The sequence below is a fragment of the Cetobacterium sp. genome, from assembly GCF_051653945.1.
GTDB lineage: Bacteria > Fusobacteriota > Fusobacteriia > Fusobacteriales > Fusobacteriaceae > Cetobacterium_A.
This window is the reverse complement of sequence record NZ_JBOFXD010000055.1, coordinates 1-14,099: the sequence shown is the minus strand read 5'-3', so window position 1 is coordinate 14,099 and position 14,099 is coordinate 1. Positions and strand designations below refer to the sequence as shown.

Sequence of the window (14,099 nt, the reverse complement as noted above, 5' to 3'; positions counted from 1 at the left end):
CTTACACTTAATAAATTTCTACGATAATGAGCTTAGAAAAGTGTACTACACTCTTCTTCTTTTTGGTGGTCTACATCCGTTGTGTGGAACTGGAGTTACGTCAGTTATTTTTGTAACCTCTAATCCTGCTGCTTGTAGAGATCTTATACATGCTTCTCTACCTGATCCAGGTCCTTTCACTTTTACTTCAACCTTCTTCATTCCGTTTTCCATTGCAATATGAGCTGCTTGCTCTGCTGCGATTTGAGCTGCGAATGGAGTTCCTTTTTTAGTTCCTTTAAAACCAGAAGTTCCTCCTGATTTCCAGCTTACTACTTTACCTTCCACATCAGTAATTGCTACTATTGTGTTGTTGAAAGTTGAGTGTATATGAGCTACTCCGTTAGGAATATTTTTCAATTTCTTCTTGATTTTAGCTACTTTCTTCTTAGCCAATTTAGCTACCTCCTTACGATAAAATTCCGTTCTTATATACTACAATTAGCTTTAAACTATCTCTTTATAGGCTTTTTAGGTCCTTTTCTAGTTCTTGCATTTGTTTTTGACTTTTGTCCTCTTACTGGTAAGTTCATCTTGTGTCTTGAACCTCTGTAACATCTAATGTCCATAAGTCTCTTTATTGCAAGTCTGATCTCTTTTCTAAGATCTCCCTCTACCTTGATAGTTTCAACAATGGCTCTGATTTTGTTTAACTCTTCTTCAGTTAAATCCTTTACTCTAGTGTCAAAGTTTACTCCTGCTTCTGTTAATACTTTTTGTGAAGTTGGTTTTCCAATTCCATAAACGTAAGTTAGAGCAATCTCTATTCTTTTGTTTCTAGGAATATCTACTCCTGCGATTCTAGCCAAAATTCTTCCTCCTCTTCCGAAAATTTTATATATCCGTCAGTATATTAACTGACTAAGACTTTCTTCGGTATGCCTCTTTCGAGTACTAGCTCTACAGCCTAACATACCTTTACAGTACTTCCCATGTCAGTACTAGTTTGCAAAACTTTTCAAGTTATCCTTGTACTTGTTTGTGCTTAGGGTTTTCACAGATTACTCTGATTTTCCCGTGTCTCTTGATAACTTTACATTTGTCACAAATAGGCTTAATTGATACTCTTACTTTCACTTAATTACCTCCTCTCGTGATCATAACTTTACTTTTTTCTGTATACTATTCTTCCCCTAGATAAATCATACGGGGAAATTTGTACCGTTACTTTGTCTCCAGGTAAAATTTTAATATAATTCATTCTCATTTTACCAGAGATGTGCCCTAAAATTGTGTGTCCATTTTCTAATTCAACCTTAAACATCGCATTTGGAAGGGCCTCTAATATAGTTCCTTCTAATTCGATAACATCCTTTTTCGACATACTACCTCCTATCGAACAGAAATTCATATTATTTTAACATTTATTTTACAAAAAGTCTAGCTAATTTTTTAACATTTTTATTGTTATTTTTATTAATCTAACTCAGTTAAAACAACAGGTTTTCCATCTATTATGGCAACAGTGTGTTCAAAATGTGCTGAACGCTTCCCATCTCTTGTTACTACTGTCCATCCATCATCAGTTATATTCACTTTGTAAGTACCAATATTAACCATTGGTTCTATGGCTAAAACCATTCCTTCCTCGATTTTTAATCCTCTTCCTTTTCTACCAAAGTTCGGGATACAAGGATCTTCATGCATAGCTTTTCCTACTCCGTGCCCAGCAAAATCTTTAACTACAGTAAATCCATTTGACTCTACATATTTTTGGATTGCATTTCCTATGTCACCAAGTCTATTTCCTGCAACTGCTTCTTCAATTCCAATTCTTCTTGCTTCTCTAGTAACATCTATTAATTTTTGTGACTCTTCATCGATTTCACCAACTGCAAATGTTATTGCTGAATCTCCATAGAATCCATCCATTCTTGCCACTACATCAACACTTACTATATCTCCATTTTGAAGAATTCTATTATTCTTTGGAACTCCATGAACTACCTCTTCATTTACAGATATACAAGAACCTGCTGGATAAGGATTTATTGGCCCACCAACTCCTATTGTTGCTGGTTCAGCTCCATTTTCAATTAAATATTCTTCAATTACCTTATTTAATTCATACGTTGAAATACCTGGTTTAATATATTTTGGTAAATATTCCGTGTATAATCTCGCTATCAATTGACAAGGTTTTTTTATTTTTTCTATTTCTTCTCTAGTTTTTATTATAACCATAACTTTCCTTTCTGGTTTCTAAAGTTATCCTAAAATATTAAAGATTTCCTTTGCAATCTCATTTATCTCTTTAGTTCCATCTAACTCTACCATTACTCCTCTTTCAGAGTAGAAATTAAATAGAGGAGCTGTTTGCTCATGATATGCAGATAATCTTTTTTCCACAGTGTCCTTATTATCATCTTTTCTTATGATTAAATCTGATCCACAGTAGTCACACTTTCCTTCTACCTTTGGAGGGTTATTTTCTATATGGAAAGATGCTCCACAGTTTGGACAAACTCTTCTTCCAACTACTCTTCCAACTATTAATTCATCTGGAACATTTAAAGAAATAACTTTATCTAAACTCATATTTAACTCTTTTAATAATATTTCTAACGCTTCAGCTTGAGCTAATGTTCTTGGAAATCCATCTAGAATAAATCCTTTTTTACAATCTTCTTGCGACAATCTATCTTTTATTATTCCTATGATAGTTGAATCTGGAACTAATTTTCCTTCATCCATAAATTTTTTAGCTTCCATTCCCATTTCAGTTCCTTCTGATATAGCTGCTCTTAGCATATCTCCAGTTGAAATTTGTGGAATTCCATACTTATCAATTATGAATTTTGCTTGTGTTCCTTTTCCAGCACCAGGTGCTCCGAATAACATTATATTCATTACTTTCATCTCCTTTATTTAAAATAAAAAGGGCACGACATATGCCGTGCCAAGATTTTATAAAAATCCCTTATACTCTTTCATGATAAGGTGAGCATCTATCTGTTGTACAGTATCTAGTGCTACCCCTACTACTATTATTATTCCTGTACCACCAAAGAATATTGGTAGTCCAAAAGCTTTAAATAGTACCATAGGTGCAATTGCGATTAAAGCTAAAAATATAGCTCCACCCCAAGTTATTCTAGTTACAACTCCTTCAAGATAATCAGCCGTATCTGCTCCAGGTCTAATACTTGGAATCGTACCTCCACCTTGTTTTAAGTTTTCTGCAACCTTTTCAGGATCGAAAACTATTGAAGTATAGAAGAACGAGAAGAATATAATTACAGCAGCATATAGTATTAAATATACAGGATGCTGGTCACCAAATATTCTAGCAAGTATTACCTTTCCAGAAAACTCTCCGGGAAGCATGTTTACTACTAAAGAAGGTATCATCATCACCACTGAAGCAAATATTACAGGCATTACTCCTGAACTATTCAACTTCAATGGAATATATGAATTCTGACCCATTCCATTATTTCCAGCAAATCCTCTTCCTACGTAGTGAACTGGTATTTTTCTTTGCCCTAATTGGAATACAACAATTCCCGCAATTGTTATAATTGCAGCAATCCCCACTAATAACAAAACAGGAATAAGAAACTTACTCCCTCTCATATCTTGTATAGTTTGAATAACAGCTCCTGGAGCTCCTGAAATAACATTTAAAAAGATTAGTAGCGAAACTCCGTTACCTATACCTTTGATAGATATCTGTTCCCCTACCCACATTAAAAATATTGTTCCTGCCGTTAAAGTTGTTATTGTTGTTAAGAAAAATGTAAACCCTGGTGTTGTTACTAATCCTACCGATTGTAACCAAGTGCATACTCCAATTCCTTGGACTATAGCTATTACAATTGTTAGGTATCTAGTCCATTGAGTAATCTTGTTTCTTCCTGATTCTCCCTCTTTTTGAATCTCTTCAATCTTAGGAATAATTACAGCAAGTAAACTAAATACAATTGATGAATTGATATATGGTACAATTCCCAATGCAAATATAGATACTCTTTGGAAAGCCCCACCTGAGAACATATTAATATATCCTAGTAAATCACTTTGCGCAGTCATTTGAGCTAAACGATCAATGTCCACACCAGGAGCAGGGATATATGTCCCTACCCTAGCTACTAGGAACATTAATAAGGTGAAGATGATTCTCTCTCTCAGTTCCGGAATTTTAAATATACCTCTAAGCTTCGTTTCAAACTTTTCAATTAAACCCAAAATTCTTCACCTCACATTGAAATAACTAGTCTTTTAATTACTTGTTATTCTTTGCTACATCAGCAAAAGTTTTAACTTCAAGAATCTCTACAGATCCACCTTTTGCTTCAATAGCTGCTTTCGCAGAAGCAGAAACTTTGTGAGCTTTTACAGATACTTTCTTCTCAAGCTCTCCATTTCCTAAAACTTTGATTCCAGCAAGAGTTTTCTTTATAACACCAGCAGCTACTAATAACTCTGGAGTTACTTCTGTTCCCTCTTCGAATCTATTTAAATCACATAAGTTTATTATTGCATAATCTTTTCTGAATATTGCGTTAGAGAATCCTCTCTTTGGAGTTCTTCTGTATAAAGGCATTTGTCCACCCTCGAAGTAAGGTTTTACCCCTCCTCCAGCTCTAGAGTTTTGTCCATTGCTTCCTTTTCCAGCAGTCTTTCCTAATCCAGAAGACTCTCCTCTTCCGATTCTTTTTCTAGCTTTTCTTGGTACAGAAGGCTTTAATTCATTTAATTTCATTGATTATTGCACCTCCTCTACTTTTATTAGGTAAGATATTTGAGCAATTTTCCCCATTAATTCTGGAGTTACATTGTGCTCTCTAACATCATTCATCTTCTTAAGCCCTAGCGACTTTGCAGTTGCTATATGGTTAGGCTTTCTTCCGATTATGCTTTTTACAAGCTCTATTCTAAGCTTTGCCATCTTTTTTTACCTCCTAGCTTAAGATTTCCTTTACTTCTTTTCCTCTTAAAGCTGCAACTTCTTCAGCAGTTCTTAATGCTGCTAATCCTTCAATTGTAGCTCTTGCAACGTTGAACTTATTTCTTGATCCTTTAATTTTTGTAAGGATGTTATGTACTCCTGCTAACTCAAGAATCTCTCTACAAGATGATCCTGCGATAACTCCAGTACCTTCATAAGCTGGTGCCATCCATATAGATGTTGCTCCCCATTTACCAACGATTTCGTGAGGAATAGTCGTTCCTTTTAATGAAACCTTTACCATGTTTTTCTTAGCAGCAGCGATTGCTTTTCTGATTGCATCAGGTACACCATTCGCTTTTCCTAGTCCTATTCCTACGTTTCCTTCAGCGTCTCCTACAGCAGCTAAAACAGAGAAAGATATAGTTCTTCCTCCTTTAGTTGTCTTAGAAACTCTAGAAATCTTCAATAATTTCTCTTGAAATTGTTTTTCTTCTTTAACTAACTTAGACAAGTGAAGTCCTCCTCTCTACAAGAATTAGAATTTAAGTCCTGCTTCTCTTGCAGCCTCTGCAAGGGCAGCTACTCTTCCTGTGTATTTATATCCAGATCTGTCAAATACTATAACAGATATCTCTTTTGCTACAGCTCTCTCAGCGATTGCTTTTCCAACTAGCTTAGCTGACTCGATGTTTCCACCGTTCTTTACATTTCCTTTGATCTCTTTATCGATAGTAGATGCAGAAACTAAAGTTACTCCATTTACGTCATCAACTAATTGAGCAAAAATGTTGTTGTTTGATCTATATATAGAAAGTCTTGGTCTCTCAGCTGTACCAGAAATCTTGCTTCTGATAGATAAGTGCTTTCTTCTTCTAATAGCGTCTCTATTAACTCTCTTAAACAACTTTTTAACCTCCTTATTCTCAGCACACTAACTTTTATTAGTTAGTATTATGATTTCTTACCTTCTTTTCTTCTGATTACTTCGTCAGAATACTTAACTCCTTTTCCTTTGTAAGGCTCTGGAGCTCTTTTAGATCTGATGTCAGCAGCAACTTGTCCTACTACATCTTTCTCTATTCCTTCAATGTGGATAGTTGTATTTTTCTCAACTGTCATTTTGATTCCTTCAACAGCAGTGATTACAACTGGGTGAGAATAACCTAAAGCCATCTCTAATCCCGCATCCTTCTCAGTAGCTCTGTATCCAACTCCAACAAGTGTAAGAGTTTTCTTGAAACCTTCAGCTACTCCAACAATCATGTTGTTTAAAAGTGCTCTTGTAGTTCCGTGTATAGCTCTTACAGCTGGTAGATCGTTTGGTCTTGCAACTGTGATCTCATTGTTTTCTACATTTATTGTTAACTCTTCGTTAAACTTTTTAGTTAAAGTACCTTTAGGTCCTTTTACAGTAACTACGTTTCCTGCAGCTAATGTAACTTCTACCCCAGCAGGTACCACTATGATCTTTTTACCTACTCTTGACATATGGCTACCTCCTAGTTATTACCAAACGAATGCAAGAATTTCTCCACCCATGTTTTCTCTTCTAGCAGTTCTATCTGTTACGATTCCTTTAGAAGTTGAAACAATAGCGATTCCTAAACCTGATAATACTCTTGGCATATCCTCTACAGAAGAGTAAACTCTTCTTCCTGGCTTAGATATTCTCTTGATTCCTTTGATTACTCTTTCTTTTCCGTCATACTTTAAGTATACTCTTATATTCTTTTTATTTCCATCTGTTACAATTTTATAGTTAGAAATATATCCCTCTTCTTTTAAAATCTCAGCGATTCTCTCTTTTATGTTAGAGTGAGGAACATCTGTTTTCTCATGCATTACAGCATTTGCATTTCTAACTCTTGTTAACATATCTGCAATTGGATCTGTTAAAAACATCTATTAAATCCTCCTTTCATCAATTACCAAGATGACTTCTTCACACCTGGAATAAGTCCAGCACCTGCTAATTGTCTGAACTTAACTCTCGAAATTCCGAATTCTCTCATGAATCCTCTTGGTCTTCCATCTAATTGACATCTATTTTTCTTTCTAACTTCTGAAGAGTTCTTAGGTAATTTGTTTAGCTCAAACATAGCTTCCATATCTCCCTCGTTGATTCTCTTCTTCAGCTCAGCTCTCTTTTCAGCATATTTGTCGCATAAAGTTGTTCTTTTAACTTCTCTAGCGATCATTGACTTTTTAGCCATTTATTATTAACCTCCTCACTATTTACTTTTTAAAAGGCATTCCAAATGCCTTAAGTAAAGCTCTTCCTTCTTCATCTGTTTTAGCTGAAGATACTATAGTGATAGACATTCCTAAAAGCTTGTCAACTTTATCAAATTCGATCTCAGGGAAAACTAATTGATCTCTTAATCCTAAAGAGTAGTTTCCTCTTCCGTCGAATGAATCCGCTGGAACTCCTTCGAAGTCTCTTACTCTTGGAAGAACTACATTTACTAATCTATCTAGAAAATCGTACATTCTCTCTTTTCTTAAAGTAACTTTTGCACCGATTGGCATTCCTTCTCTTAACTTAAATCCAGCTTCTGATTTTTTTGCTTTTCTTACAACTGGTTTTTGTCCTGTGATTATTGCTAAATCAGCCATTGCAGCATCGATTAACTTAGTGTTTTGAGTTGCCTCTCCTACTCCCATGTTAACAACGATTCTGTCTAATTTTGGACATTCCATAACGTTAGATAATCCTAACTCTTTTACTAAGTTAGCAACTATCGTTTCGTTATATAACTTATGATATCTAGAAACGTATTTAGACACTTACGTTCTCCTCCTCTCTTATAAAGTTTCTCCAGATACTTTAGAGTATCTTACTTTTTTACCGTCCACAAACTTGTATCCAACTCTAGTTGGTTTACCAGCTTTCTCATCAAATAACATTACTTTTGAAGAGAACATTGGAGCTGGTTTAGTTACAACTCCACCTTGTGGGTTTATTTGTGAAGGTTTCATATGTTTTGTGATCATATTGATGTTCTCAATAACGATCTTTCCTTTTTTAGGGAATACTTTTAAAACCTTACCTGTTTTTCCTTTATCTTTTCCAGATATTACGTAAACTGTATCTCCAGTTTTTACATGTAATGACTCTGGTACAAATTTAATCTTAGGTTTAGCCACGACAATTAGCCTCCTCTCTCAATTATATTACTTCTGGAGCTAGTGAAACTATCTTCATGAAGTCTTTAGCTCTTAATTCTCTTGCAACTGGTCCGAAGATTCTTGTTGCTTTTGGGTCATTATTGTTATTTAAGATAACAGCTGCGTTATCATCAAATTTAATATATGATCCATCTTCTCTTCTTAACTCTTTTCTTGTTCTAACAATAACTGCTTTTACTACGTCTCCTTTTTTAACGTTTCCACCAGGTATTGCTTCCTTAACTGATGCCACAACAATGTCACCGATTCTTCCGAATCTTCTTCTAGATCCTCCAAGAACTCTTATAACCATAAGTTTTTTAGCTCCCGAGTTATCAGCAACATTAAGGATAGTTTGTTGTTGTACCATTAAATTATCCTCCTCTCAACAATAATTTGGATTATTATCTAGCTTTCTCTATAATATCAACTAGTCTCCATCTCTTATCTCTAGATAATGGTCTAGTTTCCATGATTCTTACTTTATCTCCAGTTTGAGCTACGTTGTTCTCGTCATGTGCTTTGAACTTCATAGTCTTCTTAACTCTCTTTTTGTAGATTGGGTGTAATGTCATTGTTTCGATAGCAACAACTATCGTCTTGTCCATCTTATCAGAAACAACGATTCCTTCTCTTACTTTTCTCTCGTTTCTCAAGATTTTGACCTCCTCTTCTTAAGAATCTATATTCTAACTTTAAGATTTAATTATCTTTCGTTTAATATAGTGTTTATTCTTGCGATCTCTCTTCTTACTTCTCTAATCTTAGCAGTGTTAGTTACTTGTCCTAATGAAAGTTGAAACTTTAGGTTGAAAAGTTCTTCCTTAAGCTCTTTACACTTTACTACTAAGTCTTCAGTAGATATTTCTCTTATTTCCTTAGCTCTCATTAGTTCTCACCACCATTCTCTCTTTTTACAATCTTACATCTGATAGGAAGTTTCATAGAAGCTTTTCTTAAAGCTGCTATTGCTTTCTCTTCAGTAACACCAGATACCTCGAACATTATTCTTCCAGGTTTAACTACTGCTACCCAACCTTCTACGTTTCCTTTACCTTTACCCATTCTTACTCCAGCTGGTCTAGCAGTAATTGGCTTATCTGGGAATATTCTAATGAAAGTCTTACCTTCTCTTTTGAATGTTCTGTTGATTCCAACTCTACAAGATTCAATCTGTCTGTTTGTTATCCATGCTGGCTCAAGGGCTTGTAATCCGTAATCTCCGAAAGCAACAGTGTTACCTCTTTGAGCTGTACCCTTCATTCTTCCTCTAAACATTTTTCTATGTTTCGTTCTTTTAGGCATTAACATGATTACGCTTCCCCTCCTTCCTTCTTAGTTGGAAGTACTTCACCGTGGAAGATCCAAACCTTGATTCCAAGAGCTCCATATGTTGTATGAGATGTAGCTGTTGCGTAGTCGATATCTGCTCTTAATGTGTGTAGAGGTACTTTTCCTTCTACTACCCACTCAGATCTTGCGATCTCAGCACCATTTAATCTTCCAGAAACCATAACTTTGATTCCTTTTGCTCCTGCTTTCATTGCTCTCATAACAGCTTGACTTACTGCTCTTTTGTAAGCTACTCTTTTCTCGATAGATGTAGCTATATTTTCTGCAACTAAAGTTGCATCTTTATTAAACTCTTTAACCTCTTGAACTTTAACTGTAACTTTTCTTCCAGTCATTGCTTCAAGTTTAGCTCTTAATGATTCTATTTCAGAACCTTTTCTTCCGATGATTATTCCAGCTTTAGCTGTGTGTATTAAAACTACAACGTGTGACGGAGAAGTTCTCTCGATTTTTACCTTCGAAATTCCCGCGTGGAAGTAGTTCTTTTTGATCATTTCTCTGATCTTTGTATCTTCATGGAAGAACTTTGCGTATTCTTTTTTATCTGCATACCAGATAGAATCCCAAGTTCTTGTTATTCCAAGTCTCAGTCCTCTAGGGTCTACTTTTTGTCCCACAGTCTTACCTCCTTACTACTTTTCAGACACTGCCACAACAATGTGTGCTGTTGGTTTTCTTATTATATCTGCTCTTCCCATCGCTCTTGGCATTATTCTCTTAAGCGCTGGTCCGTCGTTTATCATTATAGTTGATACTACTAACTTCTCCTCGTCCATGTTGAAGTTGTTAGTTGCATTAGCAATTGCTGATGCTAGTGTTTTCTTTATAAATCTAGCTGCTTTTTTGTTAGTAAACTCTAACGTATCCAAAGCTTCTAATGCTGATTTTCCTCTCACTAAGTCTGCTACAAGTCTAGCTTTTCTTGGAGATAATCTTACGAATCTAGTTATTGCTCTAGCTTCCACTAGTCCAACCTCCTTTTCCTACTATCAATTTATTAATTTAAAATCGATTATTTTTTCTTTTTCTTTTTGTCTACACCGTGACCATAGTATGTTCTAGTTGGTGCGAACTCACCTAGTTTATGTCCAACCATTTGCTCAGTTACATGAACTGGTATGTGCTTTTTACCATTGTAAACACCAAATGTCAATCCTATAAAGTTAGGGAATATTGTTGATCTTCTAGACCAAGTCTTTATTACCGCTTTTATATTCTCAGTAGCTACTGCTTCCTCAACTTTTTTCATTAAGTGGTGGTCACAAAAAGGTCCTTTTTTTAATGATCTAGCCATTACCTATTAGCCTCCTCTCGAAAATTACTTTTCGTTTCTTCTTCTTACGATAAACTTGTCCGAAGTTTTTCTTCCTCTTGTCTTAACACCATGAGCTGGTTTACCCCAAGGAGTCATAGGAGATTTTCTTCCAACTGGAGCTTTACCTTCTCCTCCACCGTGTGGGTGATCACAAGGGTTCATTACAGATCCTCTTACGTGAGGTCTTCTTCCTTTGTGTCTGTTTCTTCCAGCTTTACCTAGTGATACTAGGCTGTGCTCAGAGTTTCCTACTTCACCGATAGTTGCCATACATTCTCCGTGAATTAATCTTAATTCACCTGATGGTAACTGAACGTGACAGTAAGTTCCTTCTTTTGCAACTAGTCTTGCTGCAGTTCCTGCAGATCTAACTAATTGTCCACCCTTTCCTCTTTGTAACTCAACGTTGTGTATCTGTGATCCAACAGGCATCTCTTTTAATTTAAGAGCATTTCCTGGCTTTATTTCAGCATTTGAACCAGCCATTACGATATCACCTTTTTTAAGTCCCTTTGGAGCAAGAATATATCTCTTTTCTCCGTCTGCGTACGATAGTAATGCAATGTTTGCAGTTCTATTTGGATCGTACTCTAGTGATACTACCTTTGCAGGTACATCTAATTTATTTCTTTTAAAGTCGATGATTCTGTAAAGTCTTTTGTGTCCCTTGTCTCTATTTCTACAAGTTCTGTGTCCATAGTTATCTCTACCATAAGCAGATTTTAATGGAGTAGTTAAAGACTTTTCAGGTCTAACTTTATCTAAATCTTCGTTAACTAATCTAGACATATGTCTAGTACCATTAGTTATAGCATTTAACTTTCTAATTGCCATTTTGTTAACCTCCAAAATTTCCTGACCTATAATTATCTTTAGCTTTATCCTTTTATATATAAAGAACTAAACCTCTAATTATCTTTCAATTATACTTCTGCGAAGTAAGTTATTGTGTTCCCAGCAGCTAATTTAACAATAGCTTTTTTCTTAGCTTGAGTCTTGTAAAGTTTCATTCCATGTCTTTTTGTAATTGACTTTACGTTGATTGTAGCTACAGATTCAACTTTTACGTTAAATATAGTTTCGATAGCTTTTCTGATCTCAACTTTATTTGCTTTAGGACTTACCTCAAATGTGTACTTGTTGTAATCTCTTCTTAAAATCTCAGTTTTTTCAGTGATTACAGGCTTCTTTACGATATCGTAAGCAGTCATTATGCAAGCACCTCCTCGATTGTCGTTAACGCTTCCTTAGTTACGATAACTTTCTCTTGCTTTAATAACCAGTAAACTCCAATCTCATTCGGTTGAAGAACTACTGCGTTCTCTAAGTTTCTAGCTGATAAGTATAAGTTGTAATCAGCTTCTGTAGCAAGGTCATTTACAACGAATAATTGCTTTGTGTTTGCTGTTAAAGCATTTGTTAAAGCGATTATTGTTTTTGTTTTTGGAGTTTCGATAGTTCCATCAAGAACTAAGATTTCTCCAGCAGCAACTTTCGCAGAAAGTGCTGATCTTAAAGCAAGATTTCTTACTTTTTTGTTTACTTTTTTCTCATATGATCTTGGTTGTGGTCCGAATGTTACTCCTCCACCTACCATATGTGGAGCTCTTATAGAACCTTGTCTAGCTCTTCCAGTTCCTTTTTGTTTAAAAGGCTTTCTTCCTCCACCTTTAACCATAGCTCTAGTTTTAGTAGCTGCAGTTCCTTGTCTAGCAGCTGCTAACTCTGCAGTTAATACTTCATGTAATACTGCTTGATTAGGCTCGATTCCAAATACAGAATCTTTAACTTCTACAGTACCAGTTTGGTTCCCTGCTAAGTCATATATGTTTAAAACTGCCATTATTTTCCTCCTTCCTCATCTACTAACTAATTATTTCTTTACAGCTGGCTTTACAACGATATATCCGTTCTTTGGACCAGGTACTGCACCTTTAATTAGTAGTAAGTTGTTTTCTGCGTCAACTTTAACAATTTTTAAGTTTTGAACTGTTACAGTTGCATTTCCGTATTGTCCAGCCATTTTCTTGTTCTTAAGAACTTTTCCAGGCCAAGACGACATTCCTATAGATCCTCCAAGTCTGTGGTTTCTTGAAACACCGTGTGAAGCTCTGTTTCCACTAAAGTTATGTCTCTTCATAACTCCTGATGTTCCTTTACCTTTTGAAGTTCCTGTAATGTCTACGAAAGCAACCTCTGCTAAAGCATCTACTTTGATCTCTTGTCCAAGTTCGATTCCTTCTACTGAATCAACTTTTAACTCTTTAACAAATCTTAACGGCTTTACACCAGCTTTGTTAAAAATTCCCATTAATGGCTTTGTAGTATTTTTTTCTCTTTTTTCGTCAAATCCTAATTGTAAAGCTGAGTAACCATCATTCTCTACAGTCTTCTTTTGAAGAACATAGTTAGGTCCAGCTTCAACAACTGTAACTGGAATAAATTTTCCATCTTCGAAAATTTGAGTCATTCCAATTTTTTTTGCTAAAATTCCTGACATGTGTTTTACCTCCATCAAATAATATATTGGTTGACAACTTGCCCTCGTGGTTCCACCACTTTTTCTTTAAAAAAAACGCCAACTTGTATTATTCTGTAAGGATAATTTAATTCTTCAATTAGCATCAAATTACCCGAAAATCAGCCGTCTGCTTTTTTCTCAGAATCTTTTCATTCAAACAATTATGCTTGCTTTATTTCGATTCCAACACCAGCTGGTAAGTTAACTGCTGTTAAAGAAGCAATTGTCTTAGGGTTAGAGTTTTTAATCTCTACCATTCTTCTGTGCACTCTCATCTCGAATTGCTCTCTCGAGTCTTTGTTTACGTGTACTGATCTTAGTACAGTATATTTTTTAATCTTTGTAGGTAGTGGCATAGGTCCTGCAATTTCTGCTCCAGATTTCTTTGCTACTTCTACTATTTTTTTAGCTGATTGATCTAATAAAGTGTGATCATAAGCTTTTAAGTAAATTCTTAACTTGTTAGAAGCCATTTTACTTTTCGCACCTCCTTAAAAGTTTCGATTAAAAGAATCAAATAATTCTTTTGTACACTCTGGTAATTATATCACATTTTTTACAAAAAGCAAATGTTTTTTGTTTTTATTTAAAAGTTTTTTTATCTAGCTTTTTTAAGAATATAAAAGGGGACGAAGTCCCCTTCTATATGAACTAATTTTCACTATATATTTAAGTAAGATTACTTAGTAATTTCTGCAACAACTCCAGAAGCTACTGTTCTTCCTCCCTCTCTGATCGCGAATCTTAATCCTGGCTCCATTGCAATCGGGTGGATTAACTCTACCGTCATCTCAATGTTGTCTCCTGGC

At 35.2% G+C, this 14,099-nt stretch carries 28 protein-coding genes and 1 pseudogene; all 29 read right to left on the bottom strand.

Annotated elements, in window-relative coordinates:
* Positions 1–45 precede the first annotated feature (45 nt).
* Entirely contained in the window at positions 46–435 is a 390-nt protein-coding gene (gene rpsK, locus ACRC8M_RS05915) for a 30S ribosomal protein S11 (protein WP_023050829.1), read from the bottom strand.
* Positions 436–491: 56 nt separating this feature from the next.
* Positions 492–848: a 30S ribosomal protein S13 gene (rpsM, locus tag ACRC8M_RS05910; RefSeq protein ID WP_023050828.1), complete on the bottom strand. Its 357-nt coding sequence runs from the start codon at positions 846–848 to the stop codon at positions 492–494.
* A 154-nt stretch (positions 849–1,002) separates the two neighbouring features.
* Positions 1,003–1,116 (bottom strand): 50S ribosomal protein L36, encoded by a 114-nt coding sequence (gene rpmJ / locus ACRC8M_RS05905; protein ID WP_040407302.1) that lies wholly within the window; start codon positions 1,114–1,116, stop codon positions 1,003–1,005.
* A 28-nt stretch (positions 1,117–1,144) separates the two neighbouring features.
* Positions 1,145–1,363, bottom strand: coding sequence for a translation initiation factor IF-1 (gene infA, locus ACRC8M_RS05900; protein ID WP_040407300.1), 219 nt, complete (start codon positions 1,361–1,363; stop codon positions 1,145–1,147).
* A 92-nt stretch (positions 1,364–1,455) separates the two neighbouring features.
* On the bottom strand, positions 1,456–2,223 hold the full coding sequence (gene map / locus ACRC8M_RS05895) for a type I methionyl aminopeptidase (protein ID WP_438528294.1): 768 nt from the start codon (positions 2,221–2,223) through the stop codon (positions 1,456–1,458).
* Positions 2,224–2,247: 24 nt separating this feature from the next.
* The gene (locus ACRC8M_RS05890) at positions 2,248–2,889 is read right to left on the bottom strand and encodes an adenylate kinase (RefSeq protein WP_438528293.1); all 642 of its coding nucleotides are present in this window, start codon (positions 2,887–2,889) and stop codon (positions 2,248–2,250) included.
* Positions 2,890–2,946: 57 nt separating this feature from the next.
* Positions 2,947–4,227 carry a preprotein translocase subunit SecY gene (secY, locus tag ACRC8M_RS05885; protein WP_023050824.1) on the bottom strand — a complete coding sequence of 427 codons (1,281 nt, stop codon included), beginning with the start codon at positions 4,225–4,227 and terminating at the stop codon, positions 2,947–2,949.
* Positions 4,228–4,264: 37 nt separating this feature from the next.
* The gene (gene rplO, locus ACRC8M_RS05880; RefSeq protein ID WP_023050823.1) at positions 4,265–4,744 is read right to left on the bottom strand and encodes a 50S ribosomal protein L15; all 480 of its coding nucleotides are present in this window, start codon (positions 4,742–4,744) and stop codon (positions 4,265–4,267) included.
* A 3-nt stretch (positions 4,745–4,747) separates the two neighbouring features.
* Positions 4,748–4,930: a 50S ribosomal protein L30 gene (gene rpmD / locus ACRC8M_RS05875; protein WP_023050822.1), complete on the bottom strand. Its 183-nt coding sequence runs from the start codon at positions 4,928–4,930 to the stop codon at positions 4,748–4,750.
* Positions 4,931–4,943: 13 nt separating this feature from the next.
* The gene (gene rpsE, locus ACRC8M_RS05870; RefSeq protein WP_438528292.1) at positions 4,944–5,444 is read right to left on the bottom strand and encodes a 30S ribosomal protein S5; all 501 of its coding nucleotides are present in this window, start codon (positions 5,442–5,444) and stop codon (positions 4,944–4,946) included.
* Between the two features lie 24 nt (positions 5,445–5,468).
* Complete coding sequence (gene rplR / locus ACRC8M_RS05865; RefSeq protein ID WP_438516026.1) at positions 5,469–5,837, bottom strand: 50S ribosomal protein L18; 369 nt, start codon at positions 5,835–5,837, stop codon at positions 5,469–5,471.
* A gap of 47 nt (positions 5,838–5,884) precedes the next feature.
* Entirely contained in the window at positions 5,885–6,421 is a 537-nt protein-coding gene (gene rplF, locus ACRC8M_RS05860) for a 50S ribosomal protein L6 (RefSeq protein WP_438528291.1), read from the bottom strand.
* An 18-nt stretch (positions 6,422–6,439) separates the two neighbouring features.
* Complete coding sequence (gene rpsH / locus ACRC8M_RS05855; RefSeq protein ID WP_297431503.1) at positions 6,440–6,835, bottom strand: 30S ribosomal protein S8; 396 nt, start codon at positions 6,833–6,835, stop codon at positions 6,440–6,442.
* A 23-nt stretch (positions 6,836–6,858) separates the two neighbouring features.
* Positions 6,859–7,146 carry a 30S ribosomal protein S14 gene (gene rpsN / locus ACRC8M_RS05850; protein WP_023050817.1) on the bottom strand — a complete coding sequence of 96 codons (288 nt, stop codon included), beginning with the start codon at positions 7,144–7,146 and terminating at the stop codon, positions 6,859–6,861.
* Positions 7,147–7,168: 22 nt separating this feature from the next.
* Entirely contained in the window at positions 7,169–7,720 is a 552-nt protein-coding gene (gene rplE, locus ACRC8M_RS05845; protein ID WP_438528290.1) for a 50S ribosomal protein L5, read from the bottom strand.
* An 18-nt stretch (positions 7,721–7,738) separates the two neighbouring features.
* Positions 7,739–8,080 (bottom strand): 50S ribosomal protein L24, encoded by a 342-nt coding sequence (rplX, locus tag ACRC8M_RS05840; protein WP_297431507.1) that lies wholly within the window; start codon positions 8,078–8,080, stop codon positions 7,739–7,741.
* Positions 8,081–8,102: 22 nt separating this feature from the next.
* Positions 8,103–8,471: a 50S ribosomal protein L14 gene (gene rplN, locus ACRC8M_RS05835; RefSeq protein WP_320313941.1), complete on the bottom strand. Its 369-nt coding sequence runs from the start codon at positions 8,469–8,471 to the stop codon at positions 8,103–8,105.
* Positions 8,472–8,505: 34 nt separating this feature from the next.
* Positions 8,506–8,757 (bottom strand): 30S ribosomal protein S17, encoded by a 252-nt coding sequence (gene rpsQ / locus ACRC8M_RS05830; protein WP_023050813.1) that lies wholly within the window; start codon positions 8,755–8,757, stop codon positions 8,506–8,508.
* A gap of 50 nt (positions 8,758–8,807) precedes the next feature.
* Positions 8,808–8,990, bottom strand: coding sequence for a 50S ribosomal protein L29 (rpmC, locus tag ACRC8M_RS05825; protein WP_023050812.1), 183 nt, complete (start codon positions 8,988–8,990; stop codon positions 8,808–8,810).
* A complete protein-coding gene (gene rplP / locus ACRC8M_RS05820; RefSeq protein ID WP_023050811.1) occupies positions 8,990–9,412 on the bottom strand; it encodes a 50S ribosomal protein L16 in 423 nt (140 codons plus the stop codon). The genes rpmC and rplP overlap by 1 nt, the downstream gene beginning before the upstream one ends.
* Positions 9,413–9,414: 2 nt before the next feature.
* Positions 9,415–10,071, bottom strand: a complete 657-nt coding sequence (rpsC, locus tag ACRC8M_RS05815) for a 30S ribosomal protein S3 (RefSeq protein ID WP_023050810.1) — start codon at positions 10,069–10,071, stop codon at positions 9,415–9,417.
* A 15-nt stretch (positions 10,072–10,086) separates the two neighbouring features.
* Positions 10,087–10,419, bottom strand: coding sequence for a 50S ribosomal protein L22 (rplV, locus tag ACRC8M_RS05810; RefSeq protein ID WP_023050809.1), 333 nt, complete (start codon positions 10,417–10,419; stop codon positions 10,087–10,089).
* A 47-nt stretch (positions 10,420–10,466) separates the two neighbouring features.
* Positions 10,467–10,748 (bottom strand): 30S ribosomal protein S19, encoded by a 282-nt coding sequence (gene rpsS, locus ACRC8M_RS05805; protein WP_023050808.1) that lies wholly within the window; start codon positions 10,746–10,748, stop codon positions 10,467–10,469.
* 24 nt (positions 10,749–10,772) lie between these two features.
* Positions 10,773–11,603, bottom strand: a complete 831-nt coding sequence (gene rplB, locus ACRC8M_RS05800; RefSeq protein ID WP_023050807.1) for a 50S ribosomal protein L2 — start codon at positions 11,601–11,603, stop codon at positions 10,773–10,775.
* 89 nt (positions 11,604–11,692) lie between these two features.
* Positions 11,693–11,980, bottom strand: a complete 288-nt coding sequence (rplW, locus tag ACRC8M_RS05795) for a 50S ribosomal protein L23 (RefSeq protein WP_297431515.1) — start codon at positions 11,978–11,980, stop codon at positions 11,693–11,695.
* Positions 11,980–12,612 (bottom strand): 50S ribosomal protein L4, encoded by a 633-nt coding sequence (gene rplD / locus ACRC8M_RS05790; protein WP_294094494.1) that lies wholly within the window; start codon positions 12,610–12,612, stop codon positions 11,980–11,982. The genes rplW and rplD overlap by 1 nt, the downstream gene beginning before the upstream one ends.
* A 30-nt stretch (positions 12,613–12,642) precedes the next feature.
* Positions 12,643–13,269: a 50S ribosomal protein L3 gene (rplC, locus tag ACRC8M_RS05785; protein ID WP_438528289.1), complete on the bottom strand. Its 627-nt coding sequence runs from the start codon at positions 13,267–13,269 to the stop codon at positions 12,643–12,645.
* 182 nt (positions 13,270–13,451) lie between these two features.
* Entirely contained in the window at positions 13,452–13,763 is a 312-nt protein-coding gene (gene rpsJ / locus ACRC8M_RS05780; RefSeq protein WP_023050803.1) for a 30S ribosomal protein S10, read from the bottom strand.
* Between the two features lie 206 nt (positions 13,764–13,969).
* Positions 13,970–14,099: pseudogene (tuf, locus tag ACRC8M_RS05775) on the bottom strand (elongation factor Tu); the annotation flags it as partial.

Coding starts and splice junctions, on each gene's coding strand:
- rplN (WP_320313941.1), bottom strand. CDS start 8,471: ATGGTACAACAACAAACTATCCTTAATGTTGCTGATAACTCGGGAGCT.
- ACRC8M_RS05890 (WP_438528293.1), bottom strand. CDS start 2,889: ATGAATATAATGTTATTCGGAGCACCTGGTGCTGGAAAAGGAACACAA.
- rpmD (WP_023050822.1), bottom strand. CDS start 4,930: ATGGCAAAGCTTAGAATAGAGCTTGTAAAAAGCATAATCGGAAGAAAG.
- rplW (WP_297431515.1), bottom strand. CDS start 11,980: ATGACTGCTTACGATATCGTAAAGAAGCCTGTAATCACTGAAAAAACT.
- rpsN (WP_023050817.1), bottom strand. CDS start 7,146: ATGGCTAAAAAGTCAATGATCGCTAGAGAAGTTAAAAGAACAACTTTA.
- rpsJ (WP_023050803.1), bottom strand. CDS start 13,763: ATGGCTTCTAACAAGTTAAGAATTTACTTAAAAGCTTATGATCACACT.
- rplP (WP_023050811.1), bottom strand. CDS start 9,412: ATGTTAATGCCTAAAAGAACGAAACATAGAAAAATGTTTAGAGGAAGA.
- map (WP_438528294.1), bottom strand. CDS start 2,223: ATGGTTATAATAAAAACTAGAGAAGAAATAGAAAAAATAAAAAAACCT.
- rpsS (WP_023050808.1), bottom strand. CDS start 10,748: ATGGCTAGATCATTAAAAAAAGGACCTTTTTGTGACCACCACTTAATG.
- rplD (WP_294094494.1), bottom strand. CDS start 12,612: ATGGCAGTTTTAAACATATATGACTTAGCAGGGAACCAAACTGGTACT.
- rplC (WP_438528289.1), bottom strand. CDS start 13,269: ATGTCAGGAATTTTAGCAAAAAAAATTGGAATGACTCAAATTTTCGAA.
- rplO (WP_023050823.1), bottom strand. CDS start 4,744: ATGAAATTAAATGAATTAAAGCCTTCTGTACCAAGAAAAGCTAGAAAA.
- rplF (WP_438528291.1), bottom strand. CDS start 6,421: ATGTCAAGAGTAGGTAAAAAGATCATAGTGGTACCTGCTGGGGTAGAA.
- rpmC (WP_023050812.1), bottom strand. CDS start 8,990: ATGAGAGCTAAGGAAATAAGAGAAATATCTACTGAAGACTTAGTAGTA.
- rplB (WP_023050807.1), bottom strand. CDS start 11,603: ATGGCAATTAGAAAGTTAAATGCTATAACTAATGGTACTAGACATATG.
- infA (WP_040407300.1), bottom strand. CDS start 1,363: ATGTCGAAAAAGGATGTTATCGAATTAGAAGGAACTATATTAGAGGCC.
- rpsH (WP_297431503.1), bottom strand. CDS start 6,835: ATGTTTTTAACAGATCCAATTGCAGATATGTTAACAAGAGTTAGAAAT.